We start from the raw sequence: 18,468 nt of genomic DNA on the forward strand, positions 1-18,468 counted from the left end.
CCCTTCGGGGAAGCCCGAGCTTGGCCGATTTCTTCGTTGCTCCTCGGTCACATAGCTACCGCTATGCTCCCTCGTCGCGCCTCGAACTCGCCTCAAGCTCGGGCCTCCAAATTGATCATATTATTACTTGACAGGGCCTAATGCTGAGGTCCCTCCACGTCAAGAATTTCGCGATTATCGAGGAGGCCGCGCTCGAGCTCGGGCCAGGCTTCAATGTCCTCGCCGGCGAGACCGGGGCCGGCAAGTCGATCTTGATCGAGGCCCTGGGATTTCTCCTGGGCGGCCGGGGCAGCGCCTCCTGGCTGCGCTCCGGCGCCTCCAAGCTCGAGGTTTCCGGCGTCTTCGATCGGGAGGATTTCCCCCGGGAGATCCGCGCCCGGTTCAAGCTGGGCGAAGCCCGGGTCAAGGTATCCCGCGAGCTCGACTCCGAGGGCAAGACCCGGGCGCTTCTCAACGCCCAGTCCATCCCGCTTTCTCTTCTCTCCGAGCTCGGGGAGAGGCTCGTGGATTTCCACGGCCAGCATGAGCACCAAACCTTGCTCAAGACCGCGCTCCAGCTCGATCTCCTGGACGGCTACGGCGGCCTCGAGGATTTCCGCCGCGAGGCGGCGGAGATTCACGGGCGCTGGGCGGGCCTTAAGCGCGAGGCCGAGCAATCCCAGATGTCGGACGAGGAGAGAAGGCGGCGCCTGGAGTTCGCCCGCTTCCAGCTCCAGGAGATACAGGAGGCTCGCCTTTCTCCCGGGGAGGAGGAGGAGTTGGAGAAGGCGCTTCCTCTTCTCAAGAACGGGGAAAGGCTCAAGACTTTCGCGGGGGCGGCTTACGAGGTCCTTTACGAGCAGGAAGGAGCGGTCCTGGGCCAGCTGCTCAAGGCCGAGCGATCTTTGGCCGAGCTTGCCAAGATAGATCCCGCCATGAAGCGCCTCCAGGACCTCTTGGAAGGCTCCCGAGTCCAGATAGAGGAGGCGGCCCATGCCTTGGGCGACTACCGCGAAAAGGCGGACGTGAGCCCCGGGCGCTTGGACGAGGTGCTGAGCCGTCAGGACCTGATTTCTAGGCTCAAGAAGAAATACGGCGCCAGCGTGGCCGAGATCCTGTCCACCCAGGAGCGTTTGGCGGCGGAGGCCGCGCGCCTGGAGGGGGGCGAGGCCCGCCAGGAGGAGCTTGCGGCCGAGCTGGGCAAGGCCGAGGCGGAGCTCTCCCAGATTTGTGAACGCCTGCACAAGGCCCGGCTCAAGGCGGCCAAGAAGCTCGAGAAGGCCCTGGCCGAGGAACTTCAGGCCTTGGGCATGCCCCAGGCCCGATTTTGCGTGGGCGTGGTGATGGAGGAGGGGCGGTTTTCCAGCCATGGTTCCGACTCCGTGGAGTTTATGCTCGCTCCCAACCCCGGGGAGGCCTCCAAGCCCCTGCGCTCCAGCGCCTCGGGCGGGGAGCTCTCGCGGGTCATGCTCGCCGTCAAAACCGCGCTCGCCCAAGCCGACCGGGTGCCCATCCTCGTTTTCGACGAGGTGGACGCCGGCATCGGGGGGACCGTGGCTCGGGCCGTGGGCCAGAAGCTGGCGGGGCTCGGCCGCGGCCGCCAGATATTATGCGTGACGCACCTGCCCCAGGTGGCTTGCTTTGCGGCCCGGCACTTTGGGGTCTCCAAGGGTTCGGCCGAGGGGCGCACCTGCGTCCAAGTCCGCCCTCTGGAGGGCTCGGCCCGGCTTGAGGCCGTCGCCACCATGTTGGGGGGACGGCAGGCTACGGCCGCCAGCCGCCGCCACGCCCAGGAGCTTTTAGACTCGAGCCGACTGGAGGAAACAACCGGCGTATGATCAGAACTCGCTTCGCTCCCTCTCCAACGGGCTTTCTCCATATTGGAGGAGCCAGGACCACCTTGTTCAACTGGCTTTTCGCGCGCCGCCATAAAGGCGTCTTCATCCTGCGCATCGAGGACACCGACGAAGTGCGCTCCACGAGTGATTCCGTTACAGCGATTTTGGATTCCATAAAGTGGCTCGGCCTCGATTGGGATGAAGGGCCCGCCGGTCTCGAGGGGGAGAAAGGCTCCTGCGGCCCCTACTACCAGATGCGGCGCCTGGAAACCTACCAAAAATACTTAAAGCAGCTCCTGGATTCGGGCGCTGCCTACCTCTGCTACTGCAGCAAGGAGGACCTTGAGGCCATGCGGCGCCTGGCCGCCCTCGAGAAGCGCCCGCCCCGCTACGACGGGCGCTGCCGGGGGCTTGCCGAGAAGCAGAAGAGGGAGCACGAAGCCGCCGGGCGCAAGCCCTCCGTGCGCTTTCGCATGCCCGACGAGGGGGCGACCGTGGTGGACGACCTCATCCGCGGCCAAGTGAGTTTCGAGAACAAGCTCCTGCAGGACTTCGTGATCCAAAAGACCACCGGGGGCCCGACCTACAACTTCGCCTGCGTGATCGACGATCATTTGATGGAGATCAGCCACGTGATACGCGGAGACGAGCATCTCTCCAACACCCCCTCCCAGCTCCAGCTCTACCGGGCTTTGGGGTGGGCGCCTCCGCAGTTTGCCCATCTTTCCATGATCCTGGGCCCGGACGGGGCCAAGCTCTCCAAACGCCATGGGGCGACCTCGGTCTTGGAGTACAAGCAGCAGGGCTATTTGCCGGCCGCCATGCGCAATTACCTGGCCCTCCTGGGCTGGTCCACCACGGACTCCCAGCAGCTCTTTACGCCCGAGGAGTTGGTGGCTAAATTCGACCTGGCCGGCTGCCAGAAAAACCCAGCCACCTTCGACCCCGTGAAGCTGACCTGGATGAACGGGGAATACATGAGGGGGATGCCCGTTTCCGAGCTGTTGAAGGAGGCGGAGCCTTTTCTCAAGGCCGCGGGCCTGCCGGCCGCGGGCGGCCCGAGTCTCGAGAAGGCCGCCGCCCTCGAGCACGAAAAGTACAAGCTTCTCTCGGAGATTCCCGGGCTCGTGGACTTTTTCTACAAGCCGGTGGAGTTCGCTCCCAGGGCTTTGGATAAAGTGCTGCGCGCGGAGGGGGTTCGGGGCATCCTCTTGGCCATGGCCGAGGAGTTGGAGCACGCGCCCGAGTTCACCGAGAGGGCCTTGGAGGAAAGGATCCGGCGGTTCTGCGCGGAGAAGGGGCTCAAGACGGGCCAGGTCTTCCATCCCCTGCGCGCGGCTTGCACGGGCCGCACCGAGGGGCCGACTTTATTCTTGATGCTGGAGGTCATGGGCCGGGAGACGGTGGTTTCGCGCTTGAAATCAGCCGCCGCCATGCTCTATACTATGCCACTATGAAAACAAAAACCATGAAAAAGTCGGCCAAGCCCGCCGCGGGCAAACTGCGGCTGTCCTCGGTCCGCAAGAAGCTCCTGGCCATGCGAGATGATCTGGTCAAAACCGTGCGCAAGCAGAAGGTTCCGGAGATCGCCCTGCAGGATAGCGGCGATTCCGTGGACCAGGCCAGCCAATCCATAGAGAAAGAGCTCCTCTTCGAACTTTCCGACAACGAGCGGGTGACCTTGGACCAGGTGGAGGCAGCCCTGAGGAAGCTCGACAAGGGCAATTATGGGCTTTGCGAGGCCTGCCGCAACCCCATTGCCAAGCCGCGCCTGGACGCGCTGCCCTTCGCGCGCTACTGCATTTCCTGCCAGAGCAGCATGGAAAGCGCCCCGGAGACGGCCGAGTCCGCCCCTGATTTCCGAAACCTGGCGGATGAACCCGGCGGCCGAGAGGGCTAATCGCCGTTCTTGAAATTGTAACACTTCCTCTCTAAACTACTTATTAGATGCGGTATTTCATCTACAAGAATGAGCAGATTCTGGGCCCCTTTTCCCCACAGGAAATGGAGCAAGCCGAGGACCTGCGCTCTGAAACCTTGGTCTGCGCCGAGACCGTTTCAGGACGGATGGAGTCGGACTGGAAATCCATCGAGGAAATCTCTGAGCTCTCGGATCTCAAATTCGCCCGACTCGTGGATTTGACGCCCAAGGAAGGGGAGGAGCCCGGCCTCATGGAAAGGCTCGAGCTTGAGACCTTCAGCGAGCCTCTGCCGGGGAAGGCTCCCGAGCGCGTCGTGTCCGAGCTGTTCCAAGACGGAAACATCCAGGAGCTATCCCAGGCCCAGGGCCAGGTTCGCGAGCTGACCGCGCAGATCAAGGCCCTGGAGGGCCGCTTGGCCAAGCTCCAGGCGGAGCGCGCGAGCTTCCAGGCCTCTTCGGCGCCCTTGGTTCCTCCCTCGGCCGAGGCCAAGCTCAAAAAAGAGATCAAGCTCGAGGCTCCCAAGACTTTCCGCGTCGTCAATAAAGGGCTTCCTTCGGAGAAGCCTCTTGCCGAGACCCCCGCCCCGGCCGAGGCCAAGCCAAAGAAGGAGATCAAGCTCAAGGCTCCTAAAACTCTTCGGGTTGTCAATAAAGCGCCGGAGGCCGAGACTCAGCCTCTTTCCATCGAGTCGAAAGCGCCCGAGAGCGAGCCCCCGCCAATTACTTTGAGCGTCGCGCAGCCCATGGGGCCCAACGCCGCAGCGCAGCCTCCTGCGGAGCTGGCGCCCGAGGCCGAGTCACTGCAGGAGCCGTCCCTCCAGGCGCCTGCGCCTGTGACTTCCATGTTCGCTCCAGAGGAGACTCGCGAGCCTTTCCCTTCCACCGCTCCTCCGCTCACGATTTCGGTGTCGGGGGCCGGCCCAGCCATGGGATTCGACCGGCCGCTCACGGTTTCCCCTCCCGCCGCTCCGCCCCCGGTTCCGGGCATGGCGCCGCCTCCCCTTCCAGAGCCTCAGGAGGTCCTGGCTCGCCTGGCCAAGCCCGTCCCGGCGCCCTCGACGGCACCGGTTCGGGCGCCGAAGCGCCGCTTTTTCCTGTTTTTGATGGCGGGCCTGAGCCTCTTGGCGGGATTCCTGCTCTGGATGTTCCTTCGCAACTCTCGGGACTTGAAGCTCCTGGCCAACATGGGCGCCGATCAGAAGCCCCTGGGGGAGCAGCCCCTCGAGACGCAGGCTCCTTTGCCGCAACGGCCCCCGGACAAGTCGCTGGAGGCGGCCGTGGCCGGTCCCGCGCCGCGGGACTTGGGCGCGGAGGCTTTGAAGCTGGTCAAGGACTATCCCCTGGATGGGGACCGCGGCAGCGTGGGGCAGTGGCTGCAGTATTCCTTTACCGCAAATCCAGGCGAGGCCAACAAGGAGGAGTGGACCGCGGGGGCCGTGGAGTCCTCGGTCTACCTGGTCCAGTACCGTGTTCTTCCCGGAGCCCAGGGCAAGCTCAAGGAGCCGATCACTTATCTCTTCGAGGCCGATCTCTCCCGCAAGACGGTCAAGGCCAGCAACCCCGCGGCCCGGGAGCTTATGGCCGGAATGCCCGCGCCGGCGCCGGTTGTGGCGCCCAAGCCCGCCCCGCGCGCCCGCGCCAAGCCCCGCCGCCAGGCGCGCCGACCCCAGGCCAAGCGCAGGCAGGGAGCGCCCCAGCTTCCCCTTCCCTCCGACATGGAGCTCCTGCCCCCGGCTTCCGAGGATGGGGTGCCAGCCGACAAGGACGTCGAGCCCGCGCTTTAGGCGAGGGCTTCTTCGATTTTCTCGGCGGCCGCGTCCCAGTTCATGTCCGAGGTGTCGATGCATAGGCGGGGGATCCGGCTCAAAGACAAGCATTCGAAACGCCGGGCTTGCGATTCAACCAGGGCTTGGAGGGCTTTCTCCCGAGAGCCGAAATAAGAGAGCATCTCCTCCTTCCAATCTGAATGGGCGCGCTCGGGCCGATCCAAGGTCCGTTTCTCGATTTCCTTATCAGGAAAATGGAGGAGAACAAGAAGGCAATTCATCGCCGCCAGCGCCGAATCCACGTTGCGGTAGAGCCTCCAGTCGGGCATCAAGGCGTAGTAGCTGGGGTGGAATCTCTCGAGAACATACTTGAGCTTCTGGTCGTCCCGCCATGACCTGGCCAGTTTTTGCGTCGCCCGGCGCAAAGGGGCGCAGTGCTGTATGTCCGTCAACACCGGCTCCCTGAGCTGGGCCATGAGGTTGTCCGGGAATGTTTGCTCCTCCCTTAGGACCAGGCCGCCACCCAGCCACCGGACGAAGCCCGGCCTCTTTAGTAGAGCCTCCAGGATGTTGCTTTTTCCGGCGCCGGCGACGCCCTCGATGATTAAGCCGTTGAGGGTCATGCCACTGTATTCTACTGCTTCCCTTAAAGGTAGTACAACCTGCGCCGGCCCGTGTCACTCATTAGAGGTCCCCGTGTCGATGGGCAAACCTGGCGAGAACTGGTCAATCGGCCAGTTGAGCTGACTATCGATAAGCAGGACCGCGGTTACCGCGGTCCTGCTTATCATTTTAAGAGCCGCGTAAGATGAATTTGCTTACGCCGTCGGCAAATTCTCTCGGCTCCTCCACATAAATGAAATGGCCGCTATTCTCGAACCAGCGCACGGGAATTTTTAGCGCCTTACTTGTCGCTTCAATGTTGGCCGCTCCGATAATGTTGCTTCGTCGGCCGGCAAAGATCATTCCAGGGATGGTCAAAGGCCGCATGAGCTCTGAATGAGGAGAATCAACATAATGGTCGTGAACGTACTTTTCCACCACGGAACTTGAATCACAGGCTCTTAGGCCGGATTCATCATCCCATCGTTCATTGCGCTCCTGACCGGCTGCCGTCGCGTAATGAAGCTGCCTCTGTAGACGGGGGCGCTGAAGTATAGAGTACGCGGTTTTGATCTTCTGGAAGGGGGGAGAAGTGCTCTTCTCCAGCGCCGTCAGCTTGTCGGCACTTTCAGGGAATTCCGTTGGGCCAATTTTTGCCAAAGTAGCAATCTGGTGGTTCAAAGCGGAGGCAATGTCGGCCAGCCCATCAACGAGTATCACCGAGCTGATGTGATCGGGATACCTCTGAATGTATTCCAATGCCAGGAGCGCGCCGAAAGAATGTCCGATAAGGTTGAGCTGCGTGATTCCTAAATGTTTTCGCAGCCCCTCAATATCATCGATGGTGGGACCAACCCCCAATTTCTCCCGAGGCCCCTCGAACCAGGATCGTCCGCAACCGCGCTGATCCAAATACACCATGCGCAATCGTGGTTCAAGCAACGCGCCGACGGCCCTCTCGAATGCATACGAATTATACCCAGGACCGCCGTGCAGATAGATCGTCGCTGGACCATTCGGACTGCCGGAAGCCTTGTACCAAAGGGCGGTCCCGTCTTCGGCAATAAAATAGTCGCCGCCAGCAACGGATTTCCCACCCGGAGCACCGCATCTGGCCTGTGCCCGCTGCGGTACGACTGTCTTACAGGAAGATAAGCAGAGAGTAAGCCCTGCAAGCGTGAGGATCAAGAATATCCGACGCTCGATCATTTCGATGGGAACGAGATTCGACATGACTAAAAGCGATTATAGAAAATAGCCGGCTGGCCGGTCTTGCGAGAACTGGCGATGTCGCCCGAAGCGTCTAAAGCCAGAATTTCTTGCCGACCGACCGTGGGCTGCGAGAACTATCTTGAATTCGGCATTGTGCCAAAGAATAAAGGCCCTTTTCAGTTCTCGCTTGTGTTTGCCCAGCGCAGGTAGAGGGCAGCCAATCTAGTTCCCGAATCAGGTTCCCGGGGGAGTCAGGACGACTCCCCCGGGAACTTTTTACCCCGGCGTTCGGAATGCATCCAGAGGCCCTTGACAAAATGTGCCATCCATGGCACACTGTAAAGCGCCATGAATGAGGCGCGATTCGAGCTTCTTAAGACGGAAGAGTTCGATGAATGGCACCGGGATCTGGATGAAAAGATGCGTCTCAAGATCGATGCCCGGCTCGATTTGGCCGCTTCCGGAACTTTCTTGCATTCGAAGCCGCTCGGGGATGGTCTTTTCGAGTTTAAATGGAAAGACGGGACCAGGGTCTATTATTCGCGTACCAAGGTGGGCGACGTCGACGTCATCGCGCTCTTGGGCGGCGACAAGGCTTCTCAGAAGCAGGACATACCGAAGGCTCGAAGACTGAAAGAGCAGATAGAGGCAGATTATGACTAAAACCGCGACGAAACCGACCGGCCGAAAGATCAAACTCTTGAAGCATGACACTTCGGTCTCGCTGGGCAAGGTTGACATGGTGTTCAAGACCTTCATGGACTGCTTGACCGAGGGGGACGTCGACTCCGCCTGCGAGGTCCTCGCGGCGAGCCTGCGCCATTTGAACAAGAGCGAGCTTGAGAGGCGCTATCACATCCCCCGCCGCACGACCTACAACCTCCTGGACAAGAAGTGCATGCCCAGCCTGGAGCTTGTTGCCAAGGCGTGCCTGGCGATCAAGCGGGAAGCCGCTCGCAAGTAGATTGGAGCGGCGGTTCGAATAGCGTCCTATTCGGATTCGGCCACATCGTGCGGAGTCGCGATTGAACTTGGAACGAACCTGGTTCTCGCCGTAACCCAAGTTCTGATATTGCCGACGACGGGCAGCCAATCTTGTCGTAGAAAAAGCCCTCCAACCGGAAGGGCTTTTTTCTTTCATCCCGCCGCCTATCGACTTGGATTCGAACACTAACCTTTCGGTACACAGCGTATGGGAGACCTGCTGGCCTCCCGGCCTTGACAGGACGAGATTTGGCCGTTATCGTTAGGGAAGCGGCGCAAAAATGGCCATAAAAGAGTCAACGAACCCAATAGCTATTTCCAACCGGCTGGGGGAGCTCATGGTGTCCGATGGGCTTCTGACTTACGAGCAGCTCAACGAGTGCCAGGAGGAGCAGAAGAAGAGCGGGGAGCCCTTGAGCGCGGTGGTGGCCAAGAAGGGGTATTTGACCCCGGAGAAGCTCGTGGAGTTCGTGAGCCAAAAGTGCGGTTTCAAGTTTACCCGCCTGACCGATAGGGGGGCCATCAAGAAAGAGATCCTCAAGATCGTCCCCGAGAAGATGATACGCCAGAAGCTGGTCCTGCCCATCGCCGCGGCCGAGGAAGAGGTGACGGTGGCCATGTGCGACCCCTTGAACGTCATGGCGGTGGACGAGATCAAGATCATGACCGGGTACAAGGTGAACGTCGTCATCACCCCGGAGTCGGATCTGCGGGAGGCCATAGAGAAGGCTTTCGGGGGGGATTCGGCCAAGAAGGCCTTGGAGGAGATCAAGCAGAAGACGGGCGAGACCGGAGAGTCGGTCGTCGAGAAGGCCAAGGAGGAGGCGCCCGCCGAGGACGACGACGGAGGGGACTCCATCACCTCCATGAGCAAGGAGGACGAGGTTCCGGTCATACAGATCGTGAACCTTCTTCTGGCCCGCGCGGTAAAGGCCAAAGCCTCCGACATCCACATCGAGCCCTACGCCAAGATCCTTCGGGTGCGCTACCGGATGGACGGGGTGCTGCACGAGCAGCCCTCGCCGCCGAAGAAATTCTTGAACGCGATCGTCTCCCGCATCAAGATCATGGCCGACCTCGACATCGCCGAGAGGCGCCGCCCCCAGGACGGGCGCATCAAGGTCAGGGTGGACGATAAGAACGTGGACATCCGGCTTTCGATCTGCCCTTGCGCCACGGGCGAGAAGGTGGTCATGCGCATCATGGATTCCTCGGCCATGATGCTCGACATCAGCAAGCTCGGCCTCGACCCCGAGAACCACGCCATCTACACCAAGCACATCGAGGACCCCTACGGGATTATCTTGGTGACGGGCCCGACTGGCTCCGGCAAATCCACCACCCTTTATTCCACCTTGCACACCTTGAACACTCCGGACGTCAACATCATGACCGCCGAGGACCCGGTGGAGTTCGTCCTGCAGGGGATCAACCAGGTGCACTGCCACGCCGAGATCGGGCTCAACTTCGCGGCGGCCCTGCGCTCCTTCCTGCGTCAGGACCCGGACATCATCATGGTGGGCGAGATACGAGACCAGGAGACGATCAATATCGCCATCAACGCGGCCTTGACCGGGCACCTGGTGTTCTCCACCTTGCACACCAACGACGCGCCCGGGGCTGTGACCCGCATCCTCATGATGGGGGTGGATCCCGTCCTCATCTCCTCGGCGCTCACCATGGTGGTGGCCCAGCGCCTGGTGCGCATGATTTGCCCGGGCTGCAAGGAGTCCTATCAGGTGGACACCCCGTGGCTGGCCACCATGGGGGTTCAGCTCAAGAAATTTCCAGACAGCCCCAAACTTACCCTCTACCGGGGCAAGGGCTGCGAGAATTGCGCCGGGACGGGCTACCGCGGCCGGATGGGAATTCACGAGGTCCTTGAAATCACGGATAACATTCGCGATCTCATCAGCCAGAGGGCCACGGCCATGCGCATCAAGGAAGCCGCCGTCGCCAACGGGATGATCACTCTGTCGGAGTCCGCGGTGCGCAAGCTCCTGGCGGGCATGACCACGGCCGAGGAAGTCCTGCGCGTCACGGGTTCTCATTAAGCCGTTGACAAGGGGGGGAAGGTGGGCTAACCTATGACCTTATGATATCGATGAGCGAGCTGTTTATGCTGATGCATGAGCGCGGCGCCTCGGACCTGCATTTGACCGTGGGAGCGCCCCCCACCTTGCGCATAGACGGGGAGCTTCTGCCCACCCCCTTCGAGAAGCTGACCGGGGAGTCGGCCCAGACCATGATTTTCTCGCTTCTGACCGAGGCCCAGAGGCAGAGGTTCGAGGCCACCAACGAGCTCGACCTGGCCTTCGGCCTGAAAGGGATCGGGCGCCTGCGCATGAACCTCTACCGCCAGCGCGGCGTGGTGGGCGCGGCCGTGAGGGCGATCCCCGCCAAGTTTAAAACCTTCGAGGAGCTGGCTCTGCCCAACGTGGTCTACGACATCATGAAAATTCCGAAGGGTCTGGTCCTGGTCACGGGCCCGACGGGTTCCGGCAAGTCCACCACCTTGGCCAGCATGATCGACTACATCAACGAGCACCGCGGCGGCCATATCGTCACGGTCGAGGACCCGATCGAGTACGTGCATACCCACAAGAAGTCCATCGTGAACCAGCGCGAGGTCGGCCAGGACACAGAGACCTTCACCACCGCGCTTAAGTACGTCCTGCGCCAGGACCCAGACGTGATCCTCATCGGAGAGCTGAGGGACCTTGACACCATCAGCTCGGCCCTCATGATCGCTGAGACCGGGCACCTGGTATTCGCCACCTTGCATACCACGGACTGCTCCCAGACCATCAACCGCATCATAGACGTGTTTCCCCAGCACCAGATCGAGCAGGTTCGGGTCCAGCTTTCCTTCGTGCTCCAGTCGGTCTTGAGCCAGCAGCTCCTGCCCCACGCCTCGGGCACGGGACGGGTGCTGGCCTGCGAGGTGCTGATGGTCACCCCCGCCATCAGGAACCTCGTGCGGGAACAGAAGATCGAGCAGATACAGCTCTCCATCCAGACCGGGGGCAAATTCGGCATGCAGACCATGAACCAAAGTTTGGCCGAGCTGTACCGCGCCCAGCGCGCCACCTTCCAAGAGGTGATGCAGCGCTCTCTCGATCCCGAGGATTTGAAGCGCCTGCTCCAGAGGACCATGGCGCCTGCCCAATCGTAATTCAACATGCCCACATTCGCCTATAAGGCCAAAAGCGCGGACGGGAACGTCCTAGAGGGGGTGCTCGAGGCCGAGGAGCAGAAAACCGCGACCGAGCGCTTGCGCTCTCAGAAGCTGGTCGTGCTCGAGATCAGCCAAAAAGGGGGAGGCCCCCTGGGCTTCGTCAAGGAACTGCTCAAGGGCAAGGGCAAGGTCACCTCGAAGGATCTGGTCCTGTTCTCTCGCCAGCTTTCCACCTTGGTCGGAGCGGGCGTCCCCATCGTCCAGGGCTTGGCCATTCTCGAGTCCCAGGCCGAGAATCCCGCCTTCAAGGAAGCCCTCTCCGTGGTGCGTTCCGACATTGAAAGCGGGCTGTCCATCTCCGACGCCTTGAAAAAGCATCCGGCCGCGTTTCCCGAGCTCTACACCTCCATGGTCAAGGCCGGGGAGCTCGGGGGAATCCTCGATACGATTCTCGAGCGCCTGACCGCCTACCTCGAGAATTCCGAGGCTTTGAAGGCCAAGGTCAAATCCGCGATGATGTACCCCGCGATAGTCCTCAGCATCTGCGCCGCGGTGACGGTGTTCCTCATGACCTTCGTCATCCCAACTTTCAAGACCATTTTCTCGAGCTTCGGCGCCCAGCTGCCTCTCCCGACCCAGGTCCTCATAGACATCTCGGACTTCATGCGCAGCTATTTCATCGTGATCCTGCTGGCCCCGGTCGCGGGCTACAAGGGCTTCCTGCGCTTTTACGCCTCGCCCATCGGGCAAAAATGGGTGGACGGTCATGTGCTCAAGGCCCCTATCTTCGGGATCATTCTAAAGAAGGTGGCCGTGGCCAAGTTCACGCGCACCTTGGGGACTCTGATCAAATCGGGCGTTCCCATCATGCAGGCCTTGGAGACCGTGGCGGGAACCGCCGGGAACGTGGTCGTGGCCGAGGCCGTCATGTCGGCGCGCGAGTCCATCCGCGAGGGGGGGCACCTGGCCGACCCCTTGAAGAAGTGCGGGCTGTTTCCGAACATGGTGACCTCCATGATCGCGGTGGGCGAGGAGACGGGATCGCTCGACATCATGCTGAGCAAGATCGCCGACTTCTACGACATGGAGGTGGACGCCGCGGTGAAGGGCCTTACCTCCATGATCGAGCCCATCGTCATCGTCATCATGGGCATCATCATCGGCGCCATCGTCATCGCCATGTTCATGCCCATGTTCGGCCTGGGGGAGCTGGCCGGCAACATGGAGGGGGGCTCCGGCGGCTCCGGGCATTAGCCGAGAAAATCATTTGGCCGTTGGCGGCCAAATGATTTTCGAAGAAGAAGTTATCCACAAAACCTCGCGGGGAGTTTCTGTGAATAAGTCCAAGAGACTGTCGGCTGAACTGCGAAGCACCCGGCTTGAACGAACGCTAGCCGACGGCACCCGCGTCGTCGTGCTCTATGGGCGTTCCCGCGACGACCTCCGGGAAGCGATCAGCCGGTTTCGTTTATAGGGTACTCTTCGAACAGCTTCTTGCCGCGCAGCAGGCGATGGTAGGTTATCCCGAACCGGTGCGCCTCGTCGCGCAGTCTTTGCAGCAACCTTAAGGCGAGTCGGTCCGCCTTGAGGTGGAGAGGGTCCCTTCTCTCCGGAAGAAAGACTTCTTCCAGCCGCTTGGCGAGCGAAGCCAGGGGAATTTTCGCGCCAAGCTCCTTTAACGCCTGCTCCGCCGCCCCCAACTGGCCCTTGCCGCCGTCAATCAGCACGAGGTCCGGGTAGAGCTCTCCGGCCTTCTGCAGGCCCCCATAGCGCCGCCTGACGGCTTCCCGCAGGGACTTGAAGTCGTCTATCCCTTCCGTTTCCCTGATCTTGAACTTGCGGTAATGCGCGCGGTTGGGCTGGCCGCCCTTAAAGCAAACCATGGAGGCCACGGTCTGCCGCCCCTGGAAATGGGAGACGTCGAAGCATTCGACGTGGAAGGGGGGGCGGTCGAGCCCCAAGGCCTGCTGGAGGTCGGTCACGGCCTGGGAGAATACCAGGCTCGTGTCCAGGTCCTCCTCCTTGATGGCCTGGACGCGCACTCGCTCGCCCATCTGGGAAAGGGCCGCGATGTTGTCGCGCAGTTGCGCGGCCTGCTCGTAATGCAGGCCGCGGGAGGCGGCCTGCATCTCTCTTTCAAACTGTTCTTTGAGCTCGGCGTATTCTCCTTTGAAGAAGAGGGCCGCCCTTTCGGCGATGGCCTTGTAATTTTCCTGGGAGATCTTTCCAGCGCAGGGGGCCGGGCACTCGCCTGTATGGTAGTAGAGGCAGGAGTTGATCTTCCTCGGCTCCAGGGTCTTTTTGAGACTGAACTCCCAGCGGCAGGGGCGCAGCGGAAAAAACTTGTGCTTCCAGAGATAGCGCAAGAGGCTTTTGACCGGTGAGGCCTTGGGGTAGGGGCCGAAGTAGAGCCCGCCGTCCTTGGCCTTCTTGCGGGTAAAAGTGAGCCTCGGGAAGTCCTCTCCGAGGGAGACCTTGACGTAGGGATAGGACTTGTCGTCCTTCCACATGGAGTTGAAGAAGGGCATGCGTCCCCGTATGAGGCGTCGTTCCAGGATCAGGGCCTCGCGCTCCGAGGCGCAGGGGATGTAGTCGATTTTCCGGATGAGGGGGGTGAGGGTCGAGTTTTTCAGGTCCGCCTTGCGGGGATTGAAGTAATGCGCGACCCGCTTGGCCAGATCGTTGGCCTTGCCGATGTAGAGGATCTCCCCGGCCGCGTCGCGCATGAGATAGACCCCGCAGGCGTGAGGCAGATGGCCGCGTTGAATGGGAGCAGGGCTTCTCATGGAAGTGTTTGCCGTTGATATATTTTATAAAATAAATCTTATGACCACCCAGGACCTTCCCGACCTGCGCGAGCGGGGCGGGGCCAAGAACGGCCAGCCTCAATTCCTGGACCGGCGGCTTTTCATGCAGCTCCAGGCGTTTACCGGCTGCCGGGATTCAAGGCCGCTGGTCCGCGCCGTTTCCGAGTCCGGTCTGGAGGCGGTATGCTACGAGGACGTCAATGATCCGAGCGGGGTGGGCGTGCTGGCCATGAGCGAAGAGCCGGAGCTCTTTCTCACGACCTGGAGACAGCTTCTCAACCGCGAGCCGTTCTCGGGCCTCTCCCACAAGCCGGAGCTCGCCATGCTCGGCCGCACCTATTCTTTGGGCTACGAGCCCAACCTGGAGAATTGGCTCATCGGCAAGCCGCGGCGCACGGTTCTGGATCCGGACTGGCCGTGGGCCTTGTGGTATCCCTTGAGGAGGACCGGGGCTTTCTCGCGCCTGTCCCATCAGGAGCAGGGGCAGATCTTAAGGGAGCACGGGATCATCGGGCGCTCCTTCGGCGACGCGGGCTTCGGCCGGGACATCCGCCTGGCCTCCATGGGCTTGGACAAGAACGACAACGATTTCACGATCGGCCTGGTCGGCCGGGAGCTCTTCCCTCTCTCGGCCTTGGTCCAGGCCATGCGCGCCACGGTCCAGACCTCGACCTACATCCAGGCCATGGGCCCCTTCTTCGTGGGGCGGGCCGTTTGGCAGTCTGAGCTCAAGCCCGAGCACAAGGAGGCCCGGCCGTGACCGAGCCGAAGAAGGTCTTCAAAGTCCGCATGTCCGAGCGCTGCTTTCGCTTCAAGCCCGACGCCTTGGGCTCCCACGCCCCGCCCCGGCCGGGGGTCTACGAGTTCGTGACCTTCGAGAACGGCAGCGCCGTCGTCCTGTATGTCGGCCTGGCGCTGGACAAAGGCGTTTCCCAGGCCTTGGGCGAGCACATGATGGGCCAGGCCGCCCCGGCGGCGGCCGAGCTCTTCGCCGTCGCCAAGGACATATATTTCGACTACGTGGCCGAGGCCGATATCGAGTCCCTCGAGGATTTAAAGGACATCGCCGCGGTCCTCTCGGCCAAGCACCGCCCGCGCTTCAACCCCCAGCCCCTGCCCGGGACGGGGCGCTACGCCGCCGTCGAGATCGAAGAAGTCGAGTGAGGCTCTCCGCACTTCCCGGGCTCAACGCCTGCTTGAACGCGGGCTCGGCCGTTCTCCTGTTGCTCGGCTGGTATTTCATCCGAGCCCGCAAAGTCGAGGCCCATCGCCTCTGCATGCTGGCGGCTTTGGCCTGCTCTACTTTCTTCTTGTCGAGCTATCTCTACTACCACGCCCATGTCGGATCGGTTCCCTTTCATGGTCAAGGCATGCTCCGAAAGCTTTATTTCACGATCCTCGTCAGCCACACGATACTCGCCGCCGTCATCGTCCCCATGATCCTGCGCGCCCTTTACCTCGCCCTCAAGGGGCGATTCGTCGAGCATTCCCGGTGGGCCAAGAGAGTCCTGCCCCTTTGGCTCTACGTCTCGGTGACCGGGGTCGTGATCTACCTGATGTTGTACCGATTGCAGGCATGATTGAATTACAAGCGTTTGGCCCGGCTGATTTCAGCAGATTGATCGGCTGGATCGACTCATACCGTGAATTGATCCAATGGAGCGGAGGAGGATTCGAGTATCCTCTGACCGAATCGCAGCTCGAAAGATATTTATGCCGAGTTAATGAGCGGAATTCACCCGCCCAGGTCTTCAAGGCTGTCGTCAGGGAGTCCAATGACGCGGTTGGGCATGTCGAGTTGGGGCGGATTGACCGCGAGCAGGGGACAGCCAGAATCGGCAGGGTTCTCATCGGCAAGCCGTATAGAGGCCAAGGGTATGGATCAAAAATGCTGGCGACTCTATTGTCGCTCGGGTTCAAGGAATATGGCTTGCGCCGTATTGAATTAGGGGTTTACGATTTCAATGCCGGCGCGATTCGGTGCTATGAGAAGGCAGGGTTTGTCCGGGAAGGGCTTCGGCGAAAGCAGCGAAGGGCCGGAGAAGAATTTTGGAATTTAATGGATATGGCAATCCTCAAGGAGGAATGGGCGATCCGGGCCAGCGGCTAAAGTTATTCACAAAACTTCGCCGCGAAGTTCTGTGAACAAGTCCGATCTTAACGAGAGAGGGCTTTTAGGATCAGAAAAACTGTCGTGGCCGAGAGCTTGGCCTTTTGCTTTTCGGCGGGCTTGTCCTTGAGCTGTCTCTCCAAGGCGTGGAAAAACCCCGGCAAAAGTTTCGCCATTTCCTCGGCGGCCTCGCCGGCCAAGGTGGCGTTGGGGCCGTAGAGCAGATATTGAAAATGGCTGAAAACAAGGTTCCAGCCGGGCTGGGGGTCCCTAACGCCCTGCTCAAATATCGAGGAGTCGAGGATATGCATATCCGCGCTTAGAAGCTGTATGAGGCGGCCCTTAGTAAATAGGGGCAAGATGGCTTCGATGAGGCTGTTGGTCTGATGCTCGAACATCCGGACGTCGGCCGGTTCCCGGGAAAAACGCTCCCGCTCCACCCGAAGAGCCAAAAGGAGGGGCAGGGCCTGATTGTCCAGGAGGTATCGGTCCATATCCTCCAGAGATTCCACGGCTTTGTTCCTGGCGAGGAATTTAGCGGGGTCGTTGCGCGTCTCCTCCAGGAACCATTCCAGCTCATCGAGCCTGCGTGTCAGGGAATCTCTCTCCGTCTCCGGCGCTGAATTCAGCCAGGACAGGCTCAGGCGCTTGACCGTCGAGAAATGCGCGCGGACCTGGGAGAGAGTTCCCGGCCGGGCCCGCGCCAGTTCGATTTCTTCCATGGTCAGGATCGGTTCGGGCTCCGGCTCCTCTGGTTCTGGTAAAGAAAATGGGTCTTTGGCGCCGGGAACATGAGGTCTCTGCGCGATTTTCTCCTGTTTTTGAATGAGAGCGTATTGCTTCTTGATTCTCTCGCGGATGCTGTCCTCCAAAAGACTTTCTACCCGAGACAGGAGGAAATCCAGGTCCCGGGCGTTTCTTGCGAGGGCGGCGGGGTCGTCGAGCTCGAGGCGGTCATAAAGACTGTGATACGCCAATATCTGCTCGGCCCTCTTATTGGCCGCTTCGGCGGCGGCGGCCCTGTTGAGGCTCAGCCAATCCGAGCTGGGTGCAGTGTCCGCCAATAGAACGTCCAGAATATTTTGATCTCGAGGCGTCAACCGAGGCAAAACGGGCTGAAGTTGGGCCGAACTCCAGGGAGGCTGCAGGGGGTTGGGGTTGCTCTCGCGGATATCCCAGTGGCGAACCGCGCCCTGGTCGCCGCGGGCGAGCAGGTATTTCCCGTCCGGGCTCAAGGAGACGCGTTCCAGGCGGCCTGGGACCGAAAGTTGGGTATCGGCGACCTGGATCGTTCCGTTGGGCTCGACCGTGACGAGCCCCTCTCCGGAGTGGGCGTTTACGTTGATCCCGTCCTCGGCGCTGTAGATAAGGCTGTAATGGGCGAACTCCTCCTTCAAGTGCCTGTCAATCAATTCTCGCAGGCCGGCTCGGCGCGAGGCGGAGAGCCCCTCTAGGAGGCTGGAGTAGGCGCTCCAAAGTCCGGGACCGTAGATTTCGGCAAGAACTTCGGCGCGCGCCCGGATTGCCTTCAGTTGAAACCGCATTATATCCAGTTCCGCCGCGTCGGCGCTTGGCACGGCCCCGAGGGTCTGCTCGACCGCCTCGCGAAATCGCGCCTCCACGTCATCCCGGCCCTTCAGAAGAGCCTTTCTCGCGTCCTTGAGAATCGCGCGCTTGTCGGCCAGAGGAGCCTCGGGGTCGGCCAGGACGTCCAACCGGGTCTTGTCCAGCTCCAGGTGCCTCAGGAAGGGGGCCAGGGCCTTGGAGGTCTCGAGATCCTCGGTATTAATTCGGGCCAGGAACCCCAGATCGGGAAATTCCGCCAGGAACCAGCTGTTATACGGCAGGCGCAAGCGCTCGGCCAGTCGCTCGGCCATGAAGCGCGGCCGGGCCGTCGGAAGGGAGAACATGACTGCCTGGTTTACCCGGGATAACGTCAAGCGAGGTGCTGCGCCCGCGGCCACGACGGCGCCCTGGCCGGCCAGGGCGCATAAAACGGCGGCGAGCACCAGATTTCTCATAATGAATAGTATGCCCAGTGCGAGGCCTCTGCGCGAGGGTCTTACGGGG

16 protein-coding genes and 1 pseudogene are annotated in these 18,468 nt (G+C 61.1%); 13 read left to right on the plus strand and 4 right to left on the minus strand.

Translation table 11 applies throughout. The annotated features are described in order from the left end of the window. The first annotated feature begins 140 nt into the window (after positions 1-140). From recN to HY921_06565, 4 genes and pseudogenes are all read left to right on the plus strand, one after another. Positions 141-1,817, plus strand: a pseudogene (recN, locus tag HY921_06550) (DNA repair protein RecN). Continuing rightward, the gene (locus tag HY921_06555; protein MBI5630526.1) at positions 1,814-3,274 is read left to right on the plus strand and encodes a glutamate--tRNA ligase; all 1,461 of its coding nucleotides are present in this window, start codon (positions 1,814-1,816) and stop codon (positions 3,272-3,274) included. Before recN ends, HY921_06555 begins: the two are co-directional and overlap by 4 nt. Next, positions 3,271-3,717 (plus strand): TraR/DksA family transcriptional regulator, encoded by a 447-nt coding sequence (locus tag HY921_06560; GenBank protein ID MBI5630527.1) that lies wholly within the window; start codon positions 3,271-3,273, stop codon positions 3,715-3,717. Before HY921_06555 ends, HY921_06560 begins: the two co-directional genes overlap by 4 nt. A gap of 47 nt (positions 3,718-3,764) precedes the next feature. Next, positions 3,765-5,522 carry a hypothetical protein gene (locus HY921_06565; GenBank protein ID MBI5630528.1) on the plus strand — a complete coding sequence of 586 codons (1,758 nt, stop codon included), beginning with the start codon at positions 3,765-3,767 and terminating at the stop codon, positions 5,520-5,522. Here HY921_06565 and HY921_06570 read toward each other — a convergent pair. Then, the gene (locus HY921_06570) at positions 5,519-6,127 is read right to left on the minus strand and encodes a hypothetical protein (GenBank protein ID MBI5630529.1); all 609 of its coding nucleotides are present in this window, start codon (positions 6,125-6,127) and stop codon (positions 5,519-5,521) included. The genes HY921_06565 and HY921_06570 overlap by 4 nt on opposite strands. Positions 6,128-6,296: 169 nt before the next feature. Further along, entirely contained in the window at positions 6,297-7,340 is a 1,044-nt protein-coding gene (locus HY921_06575; GenBank protein ID MBI5630530.1) for an alpha/beta hydrolase, read from the minus strand. A gap of 327 nt (positions 7,341-7,667) precedes the next feature. Between HY921_06575 and HY921_06580 the strand changes: the two genes are divergently transcribed. The 5 genes from HY921_06580 to HY921_06600 all read left to right on the plus strand — a co-directional run bounded on the left by HY921_06580 (position 7,668) and on the right by HY921_06600 (position 12,735). Further along, the gene (locus tag HY921_06580; protein ID MBI5630531.1) at positions 7,668-7,982 is read left to right on the plus strand and encodes a type II toxin-antitoxin system RelE/ParE family toxin; all 315 of its coding nucleotides are present in this window, start codon (positions 7,668-7,670) and stop codon (positions 7,980-7,982) included. Further along, positions 7,975-8,283, plus strand: coding sequence for a hypothetical protein (locus HY921_06585; protein ID MBI5630532.1), 309 nt, complete (start codon positions 7,975-7,977; stop codon positions 8,281-8,283). Before HY921_06580 ends, HY921_06585 begins: the two co-directional genes overlap by 8 nt. Positions 8,284-8,617: 334 nt before the next feature. Further along, positions 8,618-10,357: a Flp pilus assembly complex ATPase component TadA gene (gene tadA / locus HY921_06590; GenBank protein MBI5630533.1), complete on the plus strand. Its 1,740-nt coding sequence runs from the start codon at positions 8,618-8,620 to the stop codon at positions 10,355-10,357. Between the two features lie 41 nt (positions 10,358-10,398). Continuing rightward, on the plus strand, positions 10,399-11,478 hold the full coding sequence (locus tag HY921_06595; protein ID MBI5630534.1) for a type IV pilus twitching motility protein PilT: 1,080 nt from the start codon (positions 10,399-10,401) through the stop codon (positions 11,476-11,478). Between the two features lie 6 nt (positions 11,479-11,484). Next, entirely contained in the window at positions 11,485-12,735 is a 1,251-nt protein-coding gene (locus tag HY921_06600) for a type II secretion system F family protein (GenBank protein ID MBI5630535.1), read from the plus strand. 200 nt (positions 12,736-12,935) lie between these two features. Here the strand turns inward: HY921_06600 and HY921_06605 are convergent, their stop codons facing one another. After that, positions 12,936-14,267: an excinuclease ABC subunit UvrC gene (locus HY921_06605; protein ID MBI5630536.1), complete on the minus strand. Its 1,332-nt coding sequence runs from the start codon at positions 14,265-14,267 to the stop codon at positions 12,936-12,938. A gap of 40 nt (positions 14,268-14,307) precedes the next feature. Here HY921_06605 and HY921_06610 point away from each other — a divergent pair, with 40 nt between their 5' ends. The 4 genes from HY921_06610 to HY921_06625 are packed head-to-tail and all read left to right on the plus strand — an operon-like array spanning position 14,308 to position 16,398. Further along, positions 14,308-15,048, plus strand: a complete 741-nt coding sequence (locus tag HY921_06610; protein MBI5630537.1) for a chlorite dismutase family protein — start codon at positions 14,308-14,310, stop codon at positions 15,046-15,048. Continuing rightward, a complete protein-coding gene (locus HY921_06615) occupies positions 15,045-15,452 on the plus strand; it encodes a hypothetical protein (GenBank protein ID MBI5630538.1) in 408 nt (135 codons plus the stop codon). Before HY921_06610 ends, HY921_06615 begins: the two co-directional genes overlap by 4 nt. Further along, on the plus strand, positions 15,449-15,868 hold the full coding sequence (locus tag HY921_06620) for a DUF420 domain-containing protein (GenBank protein MBI5630539.1): 420 nt from the start codon (positions 15,449-15,451) through the stop codon (positions 15,866-15,868). The genes HY921_06615 and HY921_06620 overlap by 4 nt, the downstream gene beginning before the upstream one ends. Continuing rightward, entirely contained in the window at positions 15,865-16,398 is a 534-nt protein-coding gene (locus HY921_06625) for a GNAT family N-acetyltransferase (protein MBI5630540.1), read from the plus strand. Before HY921_06620 ends, HY921_06625 begins: the two co-directional genes overlap by 4 nt. Before the next feature lie 47 nt (positions 16,399-16,445). Here HY921_06625 and HY921_06630 read toward each other — a convergent pair whose 3' ends face one another. Then, positions 16,446-18,419, minus strand: a complete 1,974-nt coding sequence (locus tag HY921_06630) for a hypothetical protein (protein MBI5630541.1) — start codon at positions 18,417-18,419, stop codon at positions 16,446-16,448. Between the last annotated feature and the right edge of the window lie 49 nt (positions 18,420-18,468).

Source organism: Elusimicrobiota bacterium (assembly GCA_016218575.1).
Classification (GTDB): Bacteria; Elusimicrobiota; Elusimicrobia; order UBA1565; family UBA9628; genus JACRDN01.